This is a genomic window from Candidatus Bipolaricaulis anaerobius (assembly GCF_900465355.1).
In the GTDB taxonomy this organism is placed as follows: Bacteria; Bipolaricaulota; Bipolaricaulia; order Bipolaricaulales; family Bipolaricaulaceae; genus Bipolaricaulis; species Bipolaricaulis anaerobius.
The window spans coordinates 431,382-453,916 of sequence record NZ_LS483254.1 but is presented as its reverse complement, the minus strand read 5'-3'; the positions used below and the strand labels follow the sequence as shown (position 1 = coordinate 453,916).

The following is a 22,535-nucleotide window of genomic DNA, read 5'->3' as shown; positions in this document are numbered from 1 at the left end:
GGAGGGATGACATTGTGGATCGTCCTGGGAGCGTTGGCGCTCCTTTTCCTGTGGCTGTTCTTCTACTTCGTCCCCGTGGGCCTGTGGGTCTCTGCGCTCGCGGCGGGCGTCCCCGTGGGTCCGATGACGTTCATCGGGATGCGCCTACGGAAGGTGAACCCCCATCGCGTGATCATGCCCATGATCGCGGCGTGGAAGGCGGGGATCAAGCTCACCACCTCCGACCTCGAGGCCCACTACCTCGCGGGGGGGAACGTGGAACGGGTGGTGCGGGCGCTCATCTCCGCCGACAAGGCTGGGATCGCCCTGGGGTTCCAGCGGGCGGCGGCGATCGACCTCGCTGGCCGCGATGTGTACGACGCGGTGGCGATGAGCGTGAACCCACGCGTGATCGAGACCCCAAAGGTGGCAGCGGTGGCCAAGGACGGGATCGAGCTCCTCGCCATCGCCAAGATCACGGTGCGGGCGAACATCGAGCGCCTCGTGGGTGGCGCCACCGAGGCGACCGTGATCGCCCGCGTCGGAGAGGGGATCGTATCCGCGATCGGGTCCGCCAACTCCCACAAGGAAGTCCTGGAGAACCCGGATTCGATCTCCAAGCTCGTCCTGTCCAAGGGCCTCGACGCCGGCACCGCGTTCGAGCTCCTGTCGATCGACATCGCTGACGTGGACGTGGGCCGCAACATCGGGGCCGAGCTCCAGACCGCCCAGGCCGAGGCCGACCTCAAGGTGGCGCGGGCAAAGGCCGAAGAGAGGCGGGCGATGGCCATCGCCCGGGAGCAGGAGATGCTGGCGCTCGTTCAGGAAAGGAGGGCGGCGGTGGTGGAGGCTGAGGCGGAGATCCCGCGCGCGATCGCGGAGGCGTTCCGCAAGGGCCAGCTCGGGATCATGGATTACTACCGGCTGCGGAACATCCAGGCCGACACCGCGATGCGCGAGGGGATCGCCAAGCCCGAAGAGCGGCCGCGCGGCCATGAGGAGCCTCCGGCGGGGGGGAAGCGGTGACGGAGGAGATAGGCACGAGGGTTCGGGACCTCGTGCGGACGGATCCGCAGCTCGCGATCGTCCTCGGGGAGATCCTCGGCCCGCCGGTGGGCTCGCCCGAGGCCCCTCCCCGTCCCTGGTAGGGAGAACAGCGCCCTGTCCCCTCGTGCCGGGAAGCGGGGGCACCGGGTCCCTCACCAGGGCCCACGCGGTGAGATCGGTTCCCGGGAGGGGTGAGTCGGCGACGATGCGGAACCCGAAGTGCTCGTACATGGCCACCGCCTTCCCGTTCACCGTGTCCACGTAGCACGGGCGGCCCTCCCGGTCGAGCCTGGCGAGGACGGGGCGGAGGAGCCGGCCCGCGTGGCCTTTCCCCTGGAACTGGGGGGCAACGCCGAGGATGAACAGGAACAGGTGGCCCGGCGGGGCGAGTCGTCGCTGCAGCGCGTCGAGATGGGCCCCGGCAGCCCGCAGCCGGCTGCCCCCATGACGAGCGAGGGCAAGGAGGGCCGAGGGGGGGACCGAGCGGATGATCTTCCCGAACGTCATCGGGAAGTGGGACGAGGGGACCCACGCCGCCACGCCCTCAAAGACGCGCGAGGTCGCGTAGACCTCCCCGTAGCGGGCGGCGTAGTGAAGGATGACCCGGGAGAAGGCTCGGGCCAACTGGCCTCGTTCCTCCGGGCGAGGGCAGGCGAAGGTGAGGAGCGGGTAGTCCCGGAACGCCGCGGCGAGGGCCTCCGCTGCCTGAACCACGTCGCCGCTCCCCAGCCGCACCAGTTCGCTCATCTCCCCTCCGGTCAAGCCCAACGCACGGGATCCATGGTACGATACGGCGGCCGTGGAGCTCAGGATCCTCGATGGAGCGGACTCGATCGGAGGGACGAAGGTCTTCCTCCACACCGGCGCGAGCCGGCTCCTCCTCGATTTCGGGATCAACTACAAGCGGTTCGGGCTGTACTTCGAGGAGTACCTCAAGCCGCGGAGCTCCCAGGGCTTGGCCGACCTGTGGCAGCTCGGGCTCATTCCCCCCTGCCCCGACCTCTACCGGCCCGATCTCTGGGTGGAGGGGTTCGCCCCGGCGGGAGACGACCTCGCCGTGGAGCTCATCCTCCTTTCCCATCCCCACATGGATCACTGTGGCCTCCTCGGCGTGGTACGGCCGGAGATCCCAGTGGGTGCCTCCCCGCGGGGGTGGGCTGTTCTGAAGGCGATCCAGGACGCGGGCAAGTCCGAGTTCTATGCCGAGACGGCGTACGTCGTGCCCCGCGTGCCCCAGAGCAGGCGCGCCCTCACCGCCGCGGGGGTCAAGGAACGGCCTGCTCAGGGGCGGGAGATCCGATTCATCGGAGGTGAGGCCGGCCCCGAGCTGCGGGAGTTCCTCTCCTCCTCGCCGAGCCCGAGCGGCCGCGGCCTCGAACCGGCCGGGATCCACGGGTTCGCGGGCCGGGTGGGAGGGTATGAAGTGCGGGCGTTCCCCGTCGATCACTCCGTCCCGGGCGCCCTCGCCTACGCCGTGGAGACCGACCGAGGCTGGGTCGTGTACACCGGCGACCTCCGCCGGCACGGCACCGAGGGGGAGACGACGCGGCGGTTCATCGAGGAGGCGCGGGCCCTGCGCCCCGCCCTCCTCCTCAGCGAGGGGACGCGGGCCGGCCGGGCAGAGGGGGAGTGCACGACCGAGGAACAGGTCCAGGCGCGAGCTCACGACATCGTCGTCCGGGGCAAGGGACGGCTCGTCCTCGCCGACTTCAGCCCCCGTCACGTGGAGAGGCTCACAGCCTTCCTCGCTATCGCCGCAGCGACCGATCGGCGGCTGGCGATCCTCGCCAAGGACATGTACCTCCTCGAGGCCCTCGCCCGGTGCGGGGGGATGGAGGGCGTGGTGGGCTCCCCGCACCTCGTCGTGTACGATGACGTTGTGGTCAAGCCCGACATCTGGAACCGGGACCTCCGCGAGCGGCACCGCGCCCGCCTCGTGGGGCCCGACGAGGTGCGGGCCGATCCGGGCGGGTTCCTCCTCGCGTTCAGCTTTTGGGATCTGAAGAATCTCCTCGACATCCGGCCCACGGGCGGGGTGTACATCTACTCGTCGAGCGAAGCGTATGGGGAGGAGCAGGCGATCGATATGCACCGGCTTTGGAACTGGCTCCAGCTCTTCGGGTTCGAGGTCCACGGGTTCGCGGTGGACGGGCACGGGGAGCTTTCGTTCGGCGGGGGGCTCCACGCCTCCGGCCACGCCAGTGGGGAGGAGCTCCTGGCGATGGCCCGCGAGATTCGGCCGCGGATCTTGGTGCCCCTCCACACCGAACGGCCGGACCTGTTCGTCACGGGCCTGCGGGGGGAGCCGATCGAGGTCCGCCTCATCCCCAATGGCGGCTCCCTTTCGCTTTAGTCCTGCGACAGGGGTGCCCGTCAGGCGGGGCTACGGGGTCACAATCGCGCTCGCCCCAACCGACGAAGGTCCCCCTTCCCACCACCGCTCTTCTCGGTCACGCTCCAGCCAGCGACGGCCCCACGAGAAAGAGCGAAAGGACGATGTCCACCACGATGAACAGAACATACGCGGGGAGGAGCCCTGGTTCATCGGACCGCCGCCAGTACACCCCCACCGCCAGCAGGCCCGTACCGAGGAACGCAACGGGAAGAGCGATGGAGAGCGCCCTGGCCACGGACGGCGCCATCCACCCAGCGAACGGGAACTCGACGACCAGGCCGGAGATGAACAGGAGTTTGAGCGCCGCGTAGGGGACGAGGCCGACCGCGAGGAGGATCCTGGATCGCCACAATCGGAGATCCCCCTCACCACCGAGGATGTAGTGTCCAGCGATGACGAGGAGCCCTGGCACCGCTGCCAGGAGGAAAAGAGGGATGGAAGCGAGCCCCCCCACGATGCCTGAGAGCACAGTGAAGAAGACGTGGGCGAGGTCGGATGCTGAGAACCGGTCGAGGATCGCGCGCTCGGCTGAGGAGGTCGTGGCATAGAGGACGGAGTACTCCCCGGAGGCGTGCATGTCAAGCCATACCACGTGCCAGCCCACAGGTGACCGCACGAGCTCGGCGGCAGCCGGGGATCCCTGGGTGACAGCGACCGGGCACCAGCCCACCTCGCGCCCGCCTTGGAAGGACACGACCGCGGGTTGGAACTCCTCCTTCCGGAGGGAGGAGAGTTTCGCCGCAACTGTGATCAGTGCGAAATCCTCCTCTACCGGATAGCCGGAGAGGACACGGACGTTCACCCCCGGGCGCGGAGCTTCCGGCACCGGGTCCACGAGGAGGCCGTTCCCCAAATCCGTGACGGTCTCGGGGAGGAGGGGGGGAACGTAGAGGGAGATCGTGTGAACCTGTTCCGAAGCATCCTGGGAGACAGCGAAGACCTGGGTCTCCACTGTGCCGGCCTTGGTCCCGCCGCGGTAGTCCACGGAGAGGGCGGCATAGGCCCACTGTTCGTCCAAGGCCAACTCCGGGCCCAAGAACAGAGCGCCCAACCCCCCTGTGACCTTGCCGAGGTACCGAGGCTCGGGCACGGATGGGCTGGCGAGCGTAATCCGCCCGTAGTAGAGCTCGGCAACACCGGGGGCCGGTGATACGAGCCACGCCGCGTGAACGTCGCCCGATCGGTCGACGGCGAGGGCCGGAGATCCCCCCCGCGGCGCGAGGAGCACCGGCGGGCCCATAAGCTCGAGATCCTCCGTGATCGTCTGGATGTGGAGCCCAAGGCTCGGTTCCTCCCAGACGGCGACATATCCCCCTTCTGTCTGGACCACAGCGTACGAATCCACGTCGTGGTCCTCGGGAGACACGGGGCAGGGGACCCCTAGCGGCTCCCCCTCCCCGGACAGTCGCTGACTGGCGAGGCGGTCGGTCCCAGATCCTGTGCGGAAAAGGAAGAACAGGATGAGCTCTTCGTCACGAAGGAACAGGCGGGGGGCGTGGGGGTAGGTAGCTGAGAGAGGAAGGGGGGTAACCCCTTCTCGGCTGGCCTCTCGGCTCAGGCGTCCCATCAGGAGCTGCGGTTCCCCAGCTACCTGGTCGCCCCACACGATCCACCGCGCGTCCGGGGACACGACGAGCGAGGGAGCGTCCCCGAGGGAGGCCGCAGCCAGGGGAAGACCCCGGCTCCATCCGGAGCGGATGGGGTCGGTCCGCCGGGGTTCACACCCCGCCAGAGAGAGTACGACCAACCCGAGGAGGATGGAGCTGACCGATCTCAGCCCACGGTGCCGCCGGTATCCCATACGTGTGGCAGGGATGATAGCCGGAATCCCTCAGGGAAGCAGGGGAAAGAACGGGCCTCCCTCGAGGGGAGGCCCGCTACCCTCAACACTTCGGTCTAGCCCATCATCTGGGCCCTCAGCTCGGCATCGATGCTCCAGGTGTCCCAGTGCGGCGTGTCATGCCAGTGCCGGGTGACCCAGGGCTTCGTGAGCGCGATCTGGGTGTAGTAGTAGATCGGGGCAATGGCCACGATCTCGTCACACAGGAGCCGCTCCGCCTCGAAGTACAGCCTCTGGCGCTCCGCCGGGTCGGTGAGCCGCCCCGCGAGCGTCGTCAGCCGATCGAACTCGGCCACGGCCGCCCCCACCTGCGGGTCGTCCGGGCTCATCCGCGGATCGTTGTTCCCGTAGGTCGGGTTGAACACCTCGTGCACCCAGTTGTTCTCGTCTGGGTAGTCCTGGCACCAGCCGAGCCGGTACACGTTGGGCATGTTCTCCACCGGGGTCTCCTTGGAGATCGTCGTCAGGTAGACCAACCACTCCTGGACCTCAATGGTGAACCTCGCCTCCGGGAAGGCCTTCGTCCACATCGCCTGCACTGCCTGGGCGATTCGGGCGTGGCCCTCACCCGAGTTGTGCATGAGGATGATCTCGAGGCCTGCTCCATTTGGATACCCGGCCTCGGCCATCAACTTCTGGGCCTCGGTGAGCGCTTTATCGTAGCCCCAACCGCCGAGTTTCTCGGGGAGCGCCCAGGGAGCGATCCGCGGGTCGAGGGCGGCATTGCCGAAGATCGACCCGCCAGCGAACGTATTCGCGGGGAGTTGATCGCCCTTCGTGACCTGGTCGATCATGGTCTGCCGATCGATCGTCATCGAGAGGGCCTTCCGCACCCGCACATCGTTCGTCGGCGCCTTGGTGGTGATGAACCCGTAGTAGTACGTGCAGGGGAACGGCCGGATCGTGAGCTCCTTCGAGAGCACGGGGTCCGCCTTCACCCGGTCCATCTCCGGAAGCGGGACGCCGCCCGTATCGAGCTCGTTGTTGAGGTACATCGCGAACGCCGTCGACTCCTCCACGATCATCACACAATGGACCTCGTCAATGTTCCCACCGCCCCACAGCTCGTCCGGGAGGTACGGGTTGCGCACGAACACCATGCTGTCGTTGTGGATCCAGGACTTCATGGCGTAGGACCCGTTCGTGACGATGTTCCCTGGCTCGGTCCATGAGTCGCCGTAGGCATCAATGGCCCACTTCGGCTGAGGGCGGGCGATCCACATCGAGGCGATCTGCCCGAAGTACCCTGCCGGGGCAATGAGCGTGAACTGCACCGTGAACGCATCGAGGGCCTTCACCCCGATTGCGTCCATCAGGGCCGGGAAGTCCGGGGAAGTCGGATCGGTCGTGTTCGCCTCGTAGCCCCCCTGGACGATGTACAGCACGTAGGAGTAGTCGGAAGCCGTCCTCGGATCAAGCGTCCGCTTGACGCCGTACTCCACGTCGTAGGCCGAGACGAGCCGGAAGAAGCCACTGGCATCTGCGCGCTGCGCAACGACGTAGCTGCTACCGTCCGCGCCCTTGCCCACGAAGAGCTCCCGCTCCCCCTCTTTAAGGATCGATATCGCGTCATCGGGCAAGGTGGTTGTTTCCTGGAGGACCCTTCCCACTGCGGTATCGTACCGCACCCAATACACATCGTTCCGCAGGTGGTACGTCCAGGTCAACCCATCCTCCGAGACGTCCCAGGACGTGGCGAGCTCGGGGACAGGGGCCATCGTCACCTCATCGAGGTCCACGAGCCCGAGGAACATGTGCTCGATGATCTCGATCGAGGTCGTATCCGTGCTGACCGCCGGGTCTGCTGACGGCGGCTCCGTTCCCAGGTTCCGGTTCATGATCACTTGGCCCATAACGGGCCACACCACCAAACTCACGAGGAGCACTACTGCAAGCTTGCTCAGCCGCATCAAGCACCTCCTTTATCTCCACCCCAAGGTCCGCACTGCACCTTCTTCCTTCCGCGACATCTCACTTCGGTTCGGCCGACCACCTCCTCTCCCCTGAGCTAGCCAGACCTACAAGGGGACAACATATGCTACTAGTAGTCTACGTCCCCCTCAACCTGGGGTCAAACGCATCGCGGAGCCCGTCCCCCAGGAAGTTGAAGGCGAGCGTGGTCAGGGCCAGGGCCACCCCGGGGATCAACGACTCCCAGGGGTACGTTCGGATGGCTGCATAGGTCTCGGAGATCATCAACCCCCAGCTCGGCGTGGGCGGGGTTACCCCAAGCCCGATGAAGCTGAGGAACGCTTCGGTAGAGATGTACCCCGGGATGGCGAGCGTCTCGGAAACGATGCACGGCCCAAGGATGTTCGGAAGCACGTGGCGGAACACGATCCGCAGGTTCCCCGCCCCCAGGGCGCGCGCCGACTCGATGTACTCCTTCTGCTTCACGGAGAGCGTCTGCGCCCGCGCCAGGCGGGCCATGCCGATCCAGTTGAGGACGCCCAGCGCCACGAACAGGAAGAACATCCCCCCGAGCGCGCGGTCGATGTTGACCATCACGCCCACCAGCCCCGTCGCTCCCCTCCGGCTGACCGCCTTGAAGTAAGCCTGGAGTAGGATGACGAAGATGATGAGGGGGAACCCATACAGGAAGTCAACAAACCTCATCATCGCGTTGTCCACCCGCGTCGGGGCGAAACCGGAGATGATCCCGTAGGTGAGCCCGATGACGAGGCTCACCAGTGCGGCGACTATGGCGATGGACAAGGAGATCCGGGTCCCATAGAGGGTCCGACTGAGGATGTCGCGCCCCAGGTAGTCCGTTCCCAGGAGATAGCCGGGCGTTCCGGGCGGGAGATCCCGCTCGAAGAAGCTCACCTCGGCGAAATGCTTGGGGGCGATCAGGGGCTTCACCTCCCCGCCGAAGATGGCGGCGGGGATCGTCGTGTCCACAAACAAGGCCACCAGGATGACGAGGATGATGAAGATCCCCCCCAGCGTGCCCGCGCGATGCTTGAGCAACCGGTGGAACGCGTCCTGGAGCGGGCTCCGCCCCCTCACTTCCTCCTCGCGAGCATCCCTCCGTTTCTTCGCACTCATCAGTCGTACCGAATGCGAGGATCGAGCCAGGCGTAGCTCACGTCCACAACGATGTTGGCAGCGACAAGGAGCACCGAATAGACGAGGACTGACCCCATGATCATCGGGTAGTCGCGGTTGGTGATAGCCGTCACGAAGTACTTCCCCATGCCCGCGATGCCGAAGATCTGTTCAACGACCAAGCTCCCGGTCACGATGCCGGCGAACATCGGGCCGAGCACGGTCGCGACGGGGATCAGGCTGTTCCGCAGGCCATGGACGATGATCGTACGCCGTGCCGGGAGGCCCTTCGCGTAGGCCGTCTTGATGTAGTCCTCGCGGATGACCTGGAGGAGGCTCGCCCGGGTGAGGCGGGCGATGGATGCGGAGTACGCCAGCCCAAGGGTGACCGCAGGAAGGATCGCATGGAGCCAGAACTTCCCTGAGAAGATGTTGGGGAAGAACCCAAGGTACAGTTGCGTGTAGTCCGTCCCCCACCGCGCCGTCGGCAGCCAGCCCAGGATGATGGCGAATACCCACATCAAGAGCGGGCCGGTCATCATGGTGGGCATGGACACCCCGAGGATGGCCAGGAAGGTCGCCCCATAGTCGATGGGCGAGTTCTGCTTCACGGCCGCGATCGTCCCGAGAGGGATCCCAATAAGCAAAGCGAAAAGCAGGGCGAGAAAACCGAGCTGGAAGGAGATCGGGAACGTGCGCTTGAGGATGTCGTTCACGGTCTGGGATCTCGAAGCGTAGGATGGGCCAAAGTCGAACCGGATCCCATCCCAGATCCACTTCCCGAGCTGCACGTACATCGGCCGGTCCAGGCCGTACTTCCGTTCCAGATTCTTGCGGACCGACTCAGGAAGCTGTTTTTCACCAGCAAAATCGAACGGACCTCCGGGGATGGCGCGGGCGAGGAAGAACGTGACCACCATGATCGCCAGGAGAACTGGGATCGCCCACAGCAGCCGCCGTATGAGGTACTGGATCATCCGAGCGGCGGGTTTATACCCGCCTCCCCGCAGTGTGTCAAGCACGGACCCCCCATGGCGATCGGGACCCGTGCCGGACTGCAGGTTGCCTAGGCCCTCACCTCCTTCGTATCCTCAGGGTGTGATCCTTGTGCAGCGAAAGGGGGACCGTGGCGATCCTTGTTGACGCGGACACGAAGGTGCTTGTCCAGGGCATCACCGGAAGCGAGGGGGCGTTCCACACCCGGCAGATGGTGGCGTACGGGACGAAGGTCGTGGCTGGGGTCACCCCCGGCAAGGGGGGGACGTCCCTCGACGGGATCCCGGTGTACGACGCGGTGGCCGAGGCAGTGGAGGCCGAGCGGGTTGATGCCTCGGTCCTGTTCGTCCCAGCCGCGTTCGCCCCGGAGGCCTTGCTCGAAGGGGCGGCCGCGGGGATCCCTCTCCTCGTATGCATCACGGAGGGGATCCCGCTCCACGCCATGCTCCCCACCTACCACCTCCTCCGCGCCTACCCGGTCCGGTTGATCGGCCCCAACTGTCCCGGGGTGATCTCCCCCGGCCAGGCCAAGATGGGCGTCATCCCGCCCGCCGCGTTCATCCCCGGACCGGTGGGGATCGTGTCCCGCTCGGGGACCCTCACCTACGAGATCGCCCACCACCTTTCCCAGGCCGGGATCGGGCAGTCCACGGTGGTCGGGATCGGGGGCGACCCGATCATCGGGAGCTCGTTCGTGGACCTCCTCCCCCTGTTCGAGGACGATCCCGAGACGGAGGCGGTCGTCCTCATGGGGGAGATCGGAGGGGGGGCGGAGGATGAGGCAGCGCGGTGGTGGGCGGAGAACGGGACGAAGCCCCTCGTCGCCTACATCGCCGGCTTCTCGGCCCCGCCGGGGAAGCGGATGGGCCACGCCGGGGCGATCGTGACCGGCGGAGACGATACCGCCCAGGCAAAGGCGGACCGGCTGGAGAAAGCGGGGATTCCCGTCGCCCGCACCCCGACCGAGGTCGCCCGCCTCGTCCAGGAGGCCCTTCGGTGAGCCGGAGCTTCGGCCTGGTGGGGCTCCCCAACGCGGGGAAGTCCACGATCTTCAACGCCCTCACCCTGGCCGGGGCGCGGGTCGAGGCCTACCCGTTCTGCACGATCGAGCCCCACCACGGGGTCGCCTCCGTCCCCGACGAGCGGCTGGACCGCCTCCATGCCCTGTTCCCCGGGAAGAAGAAGGTCCCGACGACGATCGAGGTGGTGGACATCGCCGGCCTGGTGGAGGGGGCATCGCAGGGGGAGGGATTGGGGAATCAGTTCCTCGCCGAGATCCGGGGGGTGGAGGCGATCCTCCACGTCGTGCGCTGTTTCCCGGACCCGGACATCGCCCACCCCATGGGGGAGCTCGATGTGCGCCGCGACATCCAGGTCGTGGAAGGGGAGCTCCTCGCCAAGGACCGGGAGACCCTCGAGCGGCGGCGGGAGCGGACGGCGAAGGCCGCCCGCACCGGGGATAAGCCTGCGCAGGAGGAGGTCGCCCTGCTGGATCGTCTCCTGGATGCCGTGCGTGACGGGAAGGCGATCCGCACGCTTCGCTTCTCCGCCCAGGAGATGCCCCTCCTCCGCGAGCTGGCGCCCCTCACCTCAAAGCCCGTCCTGTTCGTGGCCAACGTGGATGACGCCGGCGAAAACGACCTGTCGCGGGCGGTGGCGGAGGTCGCCCGCGAGAGCGGGGCGGGGTGGATCATCGTGCGGGGGAAGCTCGAGGCCGAACTCGGGGAGGCGTGCCCCGAGGAAGGGGAGCGGCAGGCGTTCCTCCAGGAATACGGCCTCACCGAGTCGGCCCTCGTCCGCCTCGTACGCGAGGCGTACCGGCTCCTCGCCGTGATCACGTTCTACACAGTGGAGGGGCCTGAGGTGCGGGCGTGGACGGTCCCTGCTGGGACGAAGGCCCCCGACGCGGGGGCGGCGATCCACACCGACTTCCGCGACCGGTTCGTCTTGGCGGAGGTCATGCCCCTGGCGGACCTCCTCGCCGCGGGCTCCGAGCGGGCGCTCCGCGAGGCGGGCCGGGTCCACCGCGCTGGCCGCGACTACACAGTCCAGGACGGCGACGTCATCCATTTCATCTCCGCCTAATGGCAACGTTGGCCCTCCTCCTCACCAGCGCGGTGTGGGGGTGGACGTTCGTCCTGGTGAAGGATGCCCTCCAGGAGGTCGGTCCGTTGTGGTTCCTCGCCCTGCGGTTCAGCCTGGCGACGCTTCTCGCCCTTCCGTTCCTCGTTGGACGGCGAGAAGCTCGCTCTGGGAACAACTGGCGCTGGGGAGGGATCCTCGGGCTCGCCCTGTGTGGGGGGTACCTCCTCCAGACGTGGGGGCTCCTCTACACCACCGCCCAGAAGTCGGGCCTCATTACAGGGCTGTCCGTGGTCCTCGTCCCGGTGGTGGGGTGGGCGTTCGGGCGCCGGCCGAGCGGGAGGACGTGGGGAGGGGTCGCCCTGGCCGCGGTTGGGCTGGCCCTCCTCACCCTCGGCGGAGGGTCGCTCGCGGGGGGGACGTGGACTGGCGATGGCCTGACGGCCCTGTGCGCCGTCGCGTTCGCGGTGCACCTCGTCCTCCTCGACCGGTACGCCAAGGCCGGCGATCCCCGGACCCTCCTCGCCCCGCAGCTCGGCCTCGTTGCCCTCCTCTCCCTCGCCGGGGCGGGGTGGCACGGGGAGATCGCGTTCGCGTTCTCATCGCAGGTGTGGGTTGCGGTGGGGGTGACCTCCGCGCTGGCCACGACCGGGGCGTTCGCCCTCGTCCTCTGGGCGGGGCAGCGGACGTCGGCCGCGCGGATGGCGACCGTGCTCGCCATGGAGCCCGTGTTCGCCGCGCTCGGTGGGTGGTTGCTCCGCGGCGAAATGCTTCATCCCGTCCAGGGGGTGGGGGCAGCCCTGGTGATGGCCGGGATCCTGTCCCAGCGTTCCTGATCGGCGTTCCGTTGACGCGTCCCCCCGATCGGACGATACTCGGGAGCGGAGGGATGTCCGAACGGCAAGGAGCCGGTCTCGAAAACCGGTACGGCTGAAAGGCCTTCGGGGTTCGAATCCCCGTCCCTCCGCCAGAGGCGCAGCCGCCGGTCCTTCGATGGGTGTGAACCGAGAACTGCTGCGCTGTACACTGATCACCGATCTTGTGCGCCCGTAGCTCAGGGGATAGAGCGCTGCCCTGCGGAGGCAGAGGACGCAGGTTCAAATCCTGCCGGGCGTACCAGCTAGAGAGGGGTGCGGCCCTTGAGGGCACGGCCGAGGGTGAGCTCGTCGGCCGATTCGAGATCCCGCCCCACTGGGATCCCGTGGGCAAGCTGCGACACCGCGATCCCCAGCGGCTTGAGGACCCGCAGGAGATGCATCGCGGTGAGGTCGCCTTCCAGCTTGGGCTCAAGGGCGAGGATCACCTCCCGCACGCCCTCTGCCTTCACCCGCTCCACGAGGCCCGCCACGGCGAGGTCCTCGGGGCCGATGTCCTGGCTGGGAGAAACGAGCCCGCCCAGCACGTGGTACCGGCCACGGTACTCCCCGGTGCGCTCGAGGTGGGGGATCTCCCATGGGCGGGCGACGACGCAGAGCGTGGCCCCGTCGCGCTTCGGATCCCGGCAGATCGAGCAGAGGCCGTCGCTCGCGAAGTTCCCACACTGGGGGCAGCGCCCGATCCGATCGAGCCCGGCGAGGGCCTCCGCAAGCCGCTTCCCCTCCCCCGGCTTGGCGAGGAGGAAGAACGCGATCCTCTCCGCCGAGCGGCGGCCGATCCCCGGGAGGCGGGACAGGGCCCCGAGGAGCTCCTCGAGGGGCTCGCTCATGGACCGAACCCGGGGGGGAGGAGCCGCGCCAGGGGGGCCATCGTCTGGTGGGCCAGTTCCTTCGCTTTCGCCTGGGCCTCGCGCACCGCCGCGACGATGAGGTCAGCCAGGAGGTCCACGTCCTCGGGGCGCGCTACCTCGGGGGAGATCTCGACCCTCAGGAGGTCCCCATGTCCGGTGACCACGGCCTTGACCACGCCACCGCCCGCGGTCGCCTCGACCTCCGCCGCGGCGAGCTTCTTCTGGTTCTCCGCGACCTCGGCCTGCAACCGCTGCGCTTCCTTCATCAGGTTCCGCAGATCACTTGCTCCCATCATCACCCTCCCCGAGGATCCTTCCTTCCACTGCCTTGGCGAGGATCCGCGCCCCTTCCTCGAGCGAAGGCTTAGGATGGGCCCCGGCCCACACGAACTGCACGGCGAGGAGCGGGGCGAAGAACTTGTGCGCCGTGGCCTCCACGTAGTCGCGAACCGCGGGCTCGAGGAGCGACTCATAATGGTATCCGCAATCGGGGGGGAGACGGACCGTAAGGAGGCCATCGGCCCACATCACCTCGGCGGGGGCGAGGAACGCCGCCACCGCCACCCGCTCGTCGAGGACGGCCTGGAGCATCGCCTCCCATGTCTCCGGCCGAGGGGGCATCGCCTCCTGCAGCGCCTCCCGGGGTTCCCTGTCCCGCTCGGAAGGAGGGGGGGCGGACGGGGGGGGCTCCGCTTCGCGGACGGGTCCTGGCGAACGGGGCTCTCCCGCCCCCGCTCGCGGCGGACCGCACAGGCCGACGATCGCCACCTCCAGGTGGAGGCGGCGGGAGAACGCCCGGCCCAGCTCCCCCCGGAGCTCGATCAGGCGCTGGGCGAGGGGGATGAGCGCGGCCTCACCGGCGATGATCCGGTCCCGGGCCCGGCTCGCCGCCTCCTCGAGGAACAGGGCGAGGTCCCGCCCCCGGGTCGAGAGGTCGGCCACGATCGCGAGCGCTTGGTCCGCATCACGCCCGACCAGGGCCTCGAGGAACCCGTCCACCAGCGAGAGGGGAGGGAGCCCGAGGAGGTCCACCACCGCCTCCTCCGTCACCTCACCGGCGTGGCCGAGCTGGTCGAGAACGACGAGGGCATCCCGCAGCGCCCCCCGGCTGCGTCGGGCGATGAGCTCGGCCGCCGTGGGAGCGAGGGCGATCCCCTCCCTTTGCGCCACCGTCACCAACACTTGGGCGATCGCGTCCTCGGCTATCGGCTGGAACTCGAACGCCTGGCAGCGCGAGATCACCGTGGCGGGGACCTTGTGGGGCTCAGTGGTGGCGAAGATGAACAGGACATGGGGAGGAGGTTCCTCGAGGGTCTTGAGGAGGGCGTTGAATGCTTCCCCGGTCAGCATGTGCACCTCGTCGATGATGTATACCTTGTATCGGCTCCCCGCGGGCACATAGGCCACTTCCTCCCGCAGCCGGCGGATCTGATCCACGCCGCGGTTCGAGGCCCCATCGATCTCCACCACGTCGAGGGCCAGGCCCTGGAGGATGCGCTGGCACGACTCGCAGCGGTTGCAGGGCTCCCCATCCTCGGGGGAAAGGCAGTTCGCGGCTCGGGCGAGGATCCGCGCCACCGATGTCTTCCCGACCCCGCGCTGGCCGGAGAGGAGGTAGGCGTGACCGAGTCTCCCTCCCGCCACGGCGCGACGGAGGGTGGCCACGATGAGGTCCTGGCCCACGACCTCCCCAAACCGCTGCGGGCGGAACCGGCGGTACAGGGAGAGGTGGTCCGTGGGCTTGGTCATGGGCACCCTGCGAGGATAGCGGATGGGGAGGCGAAAAAAAAGATCCAGGCGGCGACCTACTCTCCCGGGCCGTTACCAGCCCAGTACCATCGGCGCTGGAGGGCTTAACTGCCGGGTTCGGGATGGGACCGGGTGTTTCCCCTCCGCCATCTGCCGCCTGGAATCTCCAAACCGGCCTTGAGAAGTGAATAGAGCGTCCGCTACGTAAGACGATCGGGCGATTAGTACCGCTCGGCTCCACCCGTTGCCGGGCTTCCACCTGCGGCCTATCAACCTCCTAGTCTCGAAGGGCCCTTACATGGGGAGGCCTCATCTTGGGGTCAGCTTCGAGCTTAGATGCCTTCAGCTCTTATCCGGTCCGGGCTTAGTTACCCAGCCATGCCCCGGGTGGGGCAACTGGTTCGCCAGCGGCCCAGCCGCTCCGGTCCTCTCGTACTGAGAGCGGACCCCCTCAAGCCTCCTACGCCCACGGTAGATAGGGACCAACCTGTCTCACGACGGTTTGAACCCAGCTCATGAACCCCTTTAACGGGCGAACAGACCGACCCTTGGGACCTGATACAGCCCCAGGATGGGGTGAGCCGACATCGAGGTGCCGAACACCGCCGTCGATGTGAACTCTCGGGCGGTACTAGCCTGTTATCCCCGGGGTAACTTTTGTCCGATGATCGCTGGCCCTCCCACGAGGAAGCCAGCGGGTCACTAGGACCGGCTTTCGCCTCTGCTCGGCTTGTAGGCCTCGCAGTCAAGCCCCCTTCTGCCCTTGCACTCACCGGCTGATCGCTAACCAGCCTGAGGGGACCTTTGTGCGCCTCCGTTACTCTTTAGGAGGCTGCCGCCCCAGCAAAACTGCCCGCCTAACGCGGTCCCGCGGCCGCTGCTAACGGCCTGCGGTTAGGGCCTCAACAGCTGCAGGGTGGTATTCCAAGGGTGGCTCCACCTGAGCTAGCGCCCAGGCTTCACAGCCTCCCACCTATCCTCTACAGCAGATGCCGAGACCCAACGCCAAGCTACAGTAAAGCTCCACGGGGTCTTCCTGTCCCACCGCGGGTCACGGGAATCTTCACCCGTGCTTCGAGTTCACCGAGCCCCTCGTCAAGACAGCGCTCAAGTCGTTGTACCTTTCATGCGCGTCGGAACTTACCCGACAAGGAATTTCGCTACCTTAGGACCGTTATAGTTACGGCCGGCCTTCACCGGGGCTTCAGTTCAGGGCTTGCACCCCTCTCCTTGACCTACCGGCAGTGGCCAGGTTTCAGCCCCTATACATCCCCTTTCGGGTTAGCAGGGACCTGTGTTTTTGGTAAACAGTCGCTTGAGCCGTTTCTCTGCGGCCCCCCAGGCCACCTTCCGGCAACCCAGGAGGCGCCCCTTGTCCCGAAGTTACGGGGCGATTTTGCCGAGTTCCTTGACAAGGGTTAGCTCGCCCACCTGTGGATACTCTCCTCGCCTACCAGTGTCGGTTTGCGGTACGGACTCCAGATCAGCTGGCTAGAGGCTTTTCTCGGCCGCTGAAGGGCCCTCCCTTCGCCCCTTACGGGGCTCGCCATCACGCCTCGCCTGTTCGTCCCGCCTCGCCCGGAGGCGAGACAGGACGGTCTCGGGGAGGTGGATTTGCCTGCCTCCCCTGGCTTGGCGCTTGGACAGGTGTAACCGTGAACCTGCGGAGGTCCTCCTGCGGCGTCCCCCCTTCGCTCGTAACGCTGATCCGGAGGGGCCGGAATGTTGACCGGCTGTCCATCACCTACGCTTTTCAGCTTTGGCTAAGGCCCGCCTAACCCTGGGTGGATAAGCCTTCCCCAGGAAACCTTGGGCATTCGGTGGATGGGATTCTCACCCATCTCTCGCTACTCAAGCCGGCATTCTCTCTTCCGCGTCGTCCACCAGGTCTCGCGGCCCAGCTTCGACCTACAGCGGAATGCTCCCCTACCGCGGGGCCCTTGCGGACCCCACCCACAGCTTCGGCACCAGGCTTAGTCCCGCTACATCTTCGGCGCGCGGTCGCTAGACTGGTGAGCTATTACGCACTCTTTAAAGGATGGCTGCTTCTAAGCCAACCTCCCAGCTGTTTAGGCGGTCACACCGCCTTGCTCACTTAGCCTGGATTTGGGGGCCTTAGCTGGTGGTCTGCGTTGTTTCGCTCTCGACAACGGAGGTTATCCCCCGCCGTCTCACTCCCACGGAGCGGCAAACCGGTATTCGGAGTTTGAATGAGGTCGGAGGTTGCCCCCCTTCCCCAGCCAGTACTCTACCCCCGGCCGCCTCGAGCGTGAGGCTGACCCTAGAGCCATTTCGGGGAGAACCAGATATCACCAAGTGCGATTGGCTTTTCACCCCTACCCACAAGTCATCCCAAGGCGTTGCACGACCTACGGGTTCGGACCTCCGTGCGCGGTCAAGCGCACTTCATCCTGCTCATGGGTAGATCACCTGGCTTCGGGTCTGCGCCCCGTGACTGAACGCCCTATTCGGACTCGCTTTCGCTACGGCTCCGCCCCAGAGGGGCTTAACCTCGCCACGAAGCGCAACTCGCCGGCTCATACTGCAAAAGGCACGCGGTCACCCGTCCCTGGCCCCTTGCGGAACCGGGCCCAGGCTCCCACTGCACTGTAGGCGGACGGTTTCACGTTCTATTTCACTCCCCTCCCGGGGTCCTTTTCACCTTTCCCTCGCGGTACTGGTGCACTATCGGTCAGTCGTTGGTATTTAGCCTTGGAGGGTGGTCCCCCCAGCTTCGCGCCGGATTTCACGTGTCCGACACTACTCGGGATGATCACCAGGAAGAGCTCCCCCTTTCGCCTACGGGACTGTCGCCCTCTCCGGTCGCCCTTTCCAGTGGCTTTGCTGGCTGTTCGGCTAGAGAAAGCTTTGGTGACTCCCCGAGGCCCCCACAGGGGCCTCCATGATCATCCCTCAACCCCACCTGGGCAACGGCTGTGGCCTTACACCCACGTGGTTTGGGCTGTTCCCCGTTCGCTCGCCGCTACTAGGGGAATCTCGGTTGATTTCTTTTCCTCCCGCTACTGAGATGTTTCACTTCACGGGGTTTGCCTCCAGAGCCTACTTGGGTGTTTCGGCTCTGGATACTGGGCCTCAACGGTCCAGTGGGTTTCCCCATTCGGGCATCCTCGGATCATAGCCTGCTCAGCGGCTCCCCGGGGCTTATCGCAGCTGGCCGCGCCCTTCATCGCCCTCGACTGCCAAGGGATCCCCCGTCCGCCCTTACTATACTTACGTAGCAGACGCTCTATTCACTTTTCAAGGACCAGATTATCATCCACAAGCACACCGTCCCCCCTGGGGGATATCCAGGGGTGACGACCACCGGGATTATACCGAGGGAGGGGAGGCGCGCAAGCCAGGCCAGGGGACGACCTGTCGTTCCGGCCACAGGCCCTCGATGTCGTAGAAGGCCCGCACCTCGTCGTGGAAGACATGCACGATGAAGTCGCCGTAGTCAAGAAGCGCCCACCGGCCCTCCTGCACCCCCTCGGTGTGCCGGGGGGCAAGCGGCAGCTTCGAAAGGAGCTCGTTACAGAGGGCCTTTACGTGGAGCGGGTTCTCGCCGCTGGCGATGAGGAAGTACGAGGTGGGGATCGAGGATCCACCCACATCCACCACCGTCAGTCGGGCTCCTTTCTTGGCAACGATGAGGGCCGCGGCCCGATCAAGGAGGTCGCGCTCAGGATTGGACATCGAACCCCGCTCCCAAGATCAGGATCACGTCCGTATATTGCGGCCACCCGCCCACCCGTGCCAGGTCGAACTCACGGTCGGTCTTGATCTGCACCCCTCCTTGCACTCCAGGGGGGAGGGCCTCGAGGAGGGCCTTCCCTTTAGCGCGGTCCTCCTCCCGCACCACAAGGTAGGTGCAGGGGTAGTTGGACCGGTCAGCATCGGACGTCCCCGTCACCTGGAATCCCCGGTCAGCGAGCCAGGCCCCGGTCCGCGTGGCGAGGAGCTTCTGGCCCGTCCCGTTGAGAACGAGGACGCGGATCTCGTCGCGGGTGAGGAAGGTCGGCCCGCGGACGAGGGACTGGGTGAGCCGGCGCAGCCGCACCAGATCTGGGATCTGGTCACTACTCGCTCCAGCCCGGGGGAGGGTGGGGACGATGGCGAACGTTGCCCGCTCCGGGGGGACGTCACCAAGCGCCCGCGCCAGGTCCAGGGCCTCCCACAGGGTGAGGTTCGTGCGCGCCGCGTCGTAGATGGCCTCGACGGTGGTCCGCCACGCGGCGGAGGGGATGGCCCGTGCCTCCTCCCCCAGTGCGCGCAGGAGCTGGTGCTGCCGCGCCAGCCGGCCGAGCTCGTCGCCGTCCTCGTACCGCACGAAGTCGAGCGCCTTCGCCCCGTCGAGCGTTTGTCGTCCGGGGGGAATGTCGATGAACAGGTTCTGGGAGCGGTCCTGGTAGACGAGCCGGGTCTCCACCATCACCTCCACCCCCCCGACCAGGTCCACCATCGTGCGAAGCCCGGTGAAGTCCATCACCACCCAATAGGGGAGGGGGACCTCGAGGAGCGCGCTCAGGCGGCGGGCCATGCCGGCGATGCCCTCGGAGGGATACAGGGCATAGAGTGAGGTCCAGCCGGCTGCGGTGGGCCAGGTGAGGGTCCGCGGCACGCTGATCCAACTCGCCCTGCCCCCTGGTTGAACAACGGCCACGGCCACGGAGTGCACGTGCGCCGTGCTCGGGCCTCCTTCGTCCACCCCCACCACCAGCACGTACACGGGCGACCCCTGACGGAGGGTCCGCGTGACCTCGGTCTGGGAGAACAGGATGAACAGGGTCACCGCCACCCCGGTCAGGACAAGCCCGATAGCGATCGCCACACGCCGCATGTCGGGGAGAGGTTAGCCAGGGAGTGGGCAGTTCGTCAAACGCCGCGGTTGACGCCGCCCCCCGATCGGATACGCTCGCGGGGCGTGAGTCCGATGGATCCCTACGTGGCTTTGGCCCGGTCGAGCATTGCGGCGTACGTGAGGGAAAGGCGGCGGATCTCCCCTCCTCCTGGCCTGCCGCCGGAGCTCGCCTCCCGCCGCCGGGGAGCGTTCGTGTCCATCAAGAAAGGAGGGGCGCTGCGGGGCTGCATCGGCACCTACCAGCCGACCGAGGAGAACCTGGCCGAGGAGATCATCGCGAACGCGATCCGTGCGGCGACGGAGGACCCACGGTTCCCTCCCCTCACCCCGGACGAGCTCCCTGAGGTCTCCCTCTCGGTGGATGTGCTCTCCCCGCCCGAGCCGTGCCGCGCGGCCGACCTCGATCCCCGCCGGTACGGGGTGATCGTCGAGGCGGGATGGCGGCGGGGGCTCCTCCTCCCCGACCTCCCCGGCGTGGACACGGTGGAGGAGCAGCTCCGGATCGCGAAGATGAAGGCTGGGATCTCCGCCGACGAGCCATGTCGGCTGTGGCGGTTCACCGTAGAGCGGCACACGGAATGAGGGCCATCGTTCACACCGTGGGGTGCCGGGTCAACCAGTACGAGTCCCACCTCCTCGCGGAGAAGCTCGCGGAGGGGGAGGCCCCGGGGGAGGTCCACGTGGTGAACACCTGTACCGTGACCACCCTCGCCGACCGGAAGTCCCGCCAGCTCATCGCCCGCCTCCGGCGCGACCACCCCGCGGCCCTCATCGTGGCCGTGGGGTGCGGGGCGGACGGAGCCGGGCCGGGGTTGACGCGGGCGGGGGCGGATCTCCTCGTGGGGAACCGCGACAAGGAACGGATCGTGGACGCAATCCGGCGCTTCCTAGTGGGTGGGCCGCCAGGCGAGGGGAAGTGGGGAGACCTCGACGGGGAGAGGATCACGGGCCGGGAGGCGAGGGTCCGGGCCCTGCTCAAGGTCCAGGACGGCTGCACGGTGGGCTGCACCTTCTGCCGGACGTGGCAGGTGCGGGGGCCGCTGCGGAGCAAGACGCCCAAAGCGGCCCGCGCCGAGGCGGAGTCCCTCGCCCGAGCCGGACATCCGGAGATCGTGGTCGTGGGGATCAACCTCGCCCAGTACGGGGAGGACCTCCCCTCCCGCCCCACGCTCACCGACCTCCTCACCTCCCTCCTCGCCGTGCCCGGCGTCCGCTATCGGCTCTCGTCCGTCAACCCGGACGGGGTCACGGACGAACTCATCGCCCTGTTCGCGGGCGAGACCCGCCTCTGCCCCTACCTCCACCTCCCCCTCCAGTCCGGCGACGATGCGGTCCTGGAGCGGATGAGGCGCCCCTACACTGCGGCGGAGTACGTCGCGCGGGCCGAGGCGTTCCGGCGCACGGTGCCTCAGGCCACCCTCGGGGCGGACGCGATGGTAGGGTTCCCGGGGGAGGACGAGGGGGCGTTCGCGCACACGGTGGAGGTCCTCGATTCTCTCTCGCCCCTCAACGTGCACATCTTCCGCTACTCCCCCCGGCCAGGGACGGCGGCGGCGCGGTTCGCGCCGCAGGTCCCCGCCGCCGTAGCTGCCCGCCGGGCGGCCCGGCTCGCCTCCCTCGCCGACGGGTGGTCCCGTGCTTCCCAGGAACGGTTCCTCGGGGCCGAGGTCGAGGTGGCGGCGGAGGAGGTAGCAGGGGATGCTGTCCGAGGCCGGAGCGAGAACTACCTTGTGGTGGAGGTGCGTGGATGCGCGGCACCACGCGGTACAATCGTCCCGGCCCGCCTTGTGGCGCGGGCCACCGGACACCTTGTGGGGGTGAGGGCGGATCGGACGCAGAGTAGCTGAAATTGAGTTCGGGAGCCACGATGTGGCGGTAGGGGTCCTCGGCCAGTACAACCGCAACCTGCGGCTCCTCGGCGAGGCGTTTACCGGTGTCCACATCGCAACGCGCGGGGACCGGATCGAGCTCGAGGGGGAGGAGAAGGACGTCAGGCAGCTGGAGCGGCTCCTCGGCAAACTGGTCGAGGTGGTGCGGGGCAATCACCAACCGACCCCGGACGAGGTGCGGTACCTCATCTCCCAGGTCAAGGACGGGGAGGATCTCGCCGGTCTCCTCACCGATATCGTCCAGGTCACCCATTGGGGGGAGGCGATCCGCCCCAAGACCGCGGGCCAGCGCCAGTACGTGCAGGCGATCCGGGATAACGACGCCGTGTTCGCGATCGGCCCCGCGGGGACGGGGAAAACGTACCTCGCCGTGGCGATGGCGCTCGGGTACCTGAAGCGGGGCCAGGTGAAGCGGATCATCCTCACCCGACCGGCGGTGGAGGCGGGGGAACAGCTGGGGTTCCTGCCCGGCGACATCTTCCAGAAGGTCAACCCGTACCTGCGGCCCCTGTACGACGCGATCTACGACATGATCCCAGCCGTGGAGCTTGACAAGCACATCCAGAACGGGCGGGTCGAGATCGCGCCGCTTGCGTTCATGCGCGGGCGGACCCTCAACCATGCGTTCGTAATCCTCGACGAGGCCCAGAACACGACCCACACCCAGATGAAGATGTTCCTCACCCGGCTTGGGTTCGGGTCGAAGGCCGTCGTGACCGGGGACATCACCCAGGTCGACCTCGAGGGCCGGCCATCGGGCCTCGCCGAGGTGGGGCAGATCCTCGCCGGGGTCCCGGGGATCGCGATTGTCCACCTCGACCGCCGGGACGTGGTCCGCCATCCCTTGGTGAAGGCGATCATCGAGGCCTACGAGCGGAGTGAGAGGGAGCCGGGGGCGGACGGAGACCGCGCCTAGAGGAGCG

At 67.3% G+C, this 22,535-nt stretch carries 18 protein-coding genes, 2 tRNA genes, 2 rRNA genes and 1 pseudogene; 11 read left to right on the top strand and 12 right to left on the bottom strand.

Annotation, left to right across the window (positions count from 1 at the left end; genetic code table 11):
• The first annotated feature begins 6 nt into the window (after nt 1-6).
• Nucleotides 7-1,005 (top strand): flotillin-like protein FloA, encoded by a 999-nt coding sequence (floA, locus tag BARAN1_RS02215; RefSeq protein WP_420196460.1) that lies wholly within the window; start codon nt 7-9, stop codon nt 1,003-1,005.
• Complete coding sequence (locus BARAN1_RS06765; protein WP_269460773.1) at nt 1,002-1,127, top strand: hypothetical protein; 126 nt, start codon at nt 1,002-1,004, stop codon at nt 1,125-1,127. Before floA ends, BARAN1_RS06765 begins: the two co-directional genes overlap by 4 nt.
• A 169-nt stretch (nt 1,128-1,296) precedes the next feature.
• Here the strand turns inward: BARAN1_RS06765 and BARAN1_RS06845 are convergent.
• Nucleotides 1,297-1,533, bottom strand: a pseudogene (locus tag BARAN1_RS06845) (hypothetical protein); the annotation flags it as partial.
• Between the two features lie 292 nt (nt 1,534-1,825).
• On the opposite strand from BARAN1_RS06845, the gene BARAN1_RS02205 reads away from it, so the two are divergent.
• Nucleotides 1,826-3,379 (top strand): MBL fold metallo-hydrolase RNA specificity domain-containing protein, encoded by a 1,554-nt coding sequence (locus BARAN1_RS02205; protein ID WP_122030694.1) that lies wholly within the window; start codon nt 1,826-1,828, stop codon nt 3,377-3,379.
• A gap of 97 nt (nt 3,380-3,476) precedes the next feature.
• On the opposite strand, the gene BARAN1_RS02200 is transcribed toward BARAN1_RS02205, so the two are convergent.
• The 4 genes from BARAN1_RS02200 to BARAN1_RS02185 form a co-directional block, all read right to left on the bottom strand.
• Nucleotides 3,477-5,222 carry a hypothetical protein gene (locus BARAN1_RS02200; protein WP_122030693.1) on the bottom strand — a complete coding sequence of 582 codons (1,746 nt, stop codon included), beginning with the start codon at nt 5,220-5,222 and terminating at the stop codon, nt 3,477-3,479.
• A 95-nt stretch (nt 5,223-5,317) separates the two neighbouring features.
• On the bottom strand, nt 5,318-7,171 hold the full coding sequence (locus tag BARAN1_RS02195) for a peptide ABC transporter substrate-binding protein (protein ID WP_122030692.1): 1,854 nt from the start codon (nt 7,169-7,171) through the stop codon (nt 5,318-5,320).
• Nucleotides 7,172-7,310: 139 nt separating this feature from the next.
• Nucleotides 7,311-8,270 carry an ABC transporter permease gene (locus tag BARAN1_RS02190; protein ID WP_231944285.1) on the bottom strand — a complete coding sequence of 320 codons (960 nt, stop codon included), beginning with the start codon at nt 8,268-8,270 and terminating at the stop codon, nt 7,311-7,313.
• 38 nt (nt 8,271-8,308) lie between these two features.
• The gene (locus tag BARAN1_RS02185; RefSeq protein WP_122030690.1) at nt 8,309-9,286 is read right to left on the bottom strand and encodes an ABC transporter permease; all 978 of its coding nucleotides are present in this window, start codon (nt 9,284-9,286) and stop codon (nt 8,309-8,311) included.
• A 149-nt stretch (nt 9,287-9,435) separates the two neighbouring features.
• On the opposite strand from BARAN1_RS02185, the gene sucD reads away from it, so the two are divergent.
• From sucD to BARAN1_RS02160, 5 genes are all read left to right on the top strand, one after another.
• Nucleotides 9,436-10,305 (top strand): succinate--CoA ligase subunit alpha, encoded by an 870-nt coding sequence (gene sucD / locus BARAN1_RS02180; protein WP_122030689.1) that lies wholly within the window; start codon nt 9,436-9,438, stop codon nt 10,303-10,305.
• Complete coding sequence (gene ychF, locus BARAN1_RS02175; protein WP_122030688.1) at nt 10,302-11,390, top strand: redox-regulated ATPase YchF; 1,089 nt, start codon at nt 10,302-10,304, stop codon at nt 11,388-11,390. The genes sucD and ychF overlap by 4 nt, the downstream gene beginning before the upstream one ends.
• A complete protein-coding gene (locus BARAN1_RS02170) occupies nt 11,390-12,223 on the top strand; it encodes a DMT family transporter (protein ID WP_122030687.1) in 834 nt (277 codons plus the stop codon). The genes ychF and BARAN1_RS02170 overlap by 1 nt, the downstream gene beginning before the upstream one ends.
• A gap of 47 nt (nt 12,224-12,270) precedes the next feature.
• Nucleotides 12,271-12,357 (top strand) — tRNA-Ser (locus BARAN1_RS02165).
• 73 nt (nt 12,358-12,430) lie between these two features.
• Nucleotides 12,431-12,506, top strand: a tRNA-Arg gene (locus BARAN1_RS02160).
• Between the two features lies 1 nt (nt 12,507).
• On the opposite strand, the gene recR is transcribed toward BARAN1_RS02160, so the two are convergent.
• The 7 genes from recR to BARAN1_RS02125 form a co-directional block, all read right to left on the bottom strand.
• Complete coding sequence (recR, locus tag BARAN1_RS02155; protein ID WP_122030686.1) at nt 12,508-13,092, bottom strand: recombination mediator RecR; 585 nt, start codon at nt 13,090-13,092, stop codon at nt 12,508-12,510.
• Nucleotides 13,089-13,409 carry a YbaB/EbfC family nucleoid-associated protein gene (locus tag BARAN1_RS02150; protein WP_122031753.1) on the bottom strand — a complete coding sequence of 107 codons (321 nt, stop codon included), beginning with the start codon at nt 13,407-13,409 and terminating at the stop codon, nt 13,089-13,091. The genes recR and BARAN1_RS02150 overlap by 4 nt, the downstream gene beginning before the upstream one ends.
• The gene (gene dnaX, locus BARAN1_RS06760; protein ID WP_122030685.1) at nt 13,393-14,862 is read right to left on the bottom strand and encodes a DNA polymerase III subunit gamma/tau; all 1,470 of its coding nucleotides are present in this window, start codon (nt 14,860-14,862) and stop codon (nt 13,393-13,395) included. Before dnaX ends, BARAN1_RS02150 begins: the two co-directional genes overlap by 17 nt.
• A 43-nt stretch (nt 14,863-14,905) precedes the next feature.
• Nucleotides 14,906-15,023: ribosomal RNA gene (gene rrf, locus BARAN1_RS02140) — 5S ribosomal RNA — on the bottom strand.
• A 39-nt stretch (nt 15,024-15,062) separates the two neighbouring features.
• Nucleotides 15,063-18,099 (bottom strand): 23S ribosomal RNA (locus BARAN1_RS02135).
• 93 nt (nt 18,100-18,192) lie between these two features.
• Nucleotides 18,193-18,558 (bottom strand): ribosome silencing factor, encoded by a 366-nt coding sequence (gene rsfS, locus BARAN1_RS02130; RefSeq protein WP_122030684.1) that lies wholly within the window; start codon nt 18,556-18,558, stop codon nt 18,193-18,195.
• On the bottom strand, nt 18,545-19,693 hold the full coding sequence (locus tag BARAN1_RS02125) for an LCP family protein (protein WP_162297733.1): 1,149 nt from the start codon (nt 19,691-19,693) through the stop codon (nt 18,545-18,547). Before BARAN1_RS02125 ends, rsfS begins: the two co-directional genes overlap by 14 nt.
• A 102-nt stretch (nt 19,694-19,795) precedes the next feature.
• On the opposite strand from BARAN1_RS02125, the gene amrA reads away from it, so the two are divergent.
• Genes amrA through BARAN1_RS02110 form a run of 3 tightly spaced genes read left to right on the top strand, consistent with a single transcriptional unit; the run spans nt 19,796 to nt 22,528 of the window.
• A complete protein-coding gene (gene amrA, locus BARAN1_RS02120) occupies nt 19,796-20,305 on the top strand; it encodes an AmmeMemoRadiSam system protein A (RefSeq protein ID WP_122030682.1) in 510 nt (169 codons plus the stop codon).
• Nucleotides 20,302-21,570, top strand: coding sequence for a MiaB/RimO family radical SAM methylthiotransferase (locus tag BARAN1_RS02115; protein WP_157959386.1), 1,269 nt, complete (start codon nt 20,302-20,304; stop codon nt 21,568-21,570). Before amrA ends, BARAN1_RS02115 begins: the two co-directional genes overlap by 4 nt.
• A gap of 22 nt (nt 21,571-21,592) precedes the next feature.
• Nucleotides 21,593-22,528, top strand: coding sequence for a PhoH family protein (locus tag BARAN1_RS02110; RefSeq protein WP_231944284.1), 936 nt, complete (start codon nt 21,593-21,595; stop codon nt 22,526-22,528).
• The last annotated feature ends 7 nt before the right edge of the window (nt 22,529-22,535 follow it).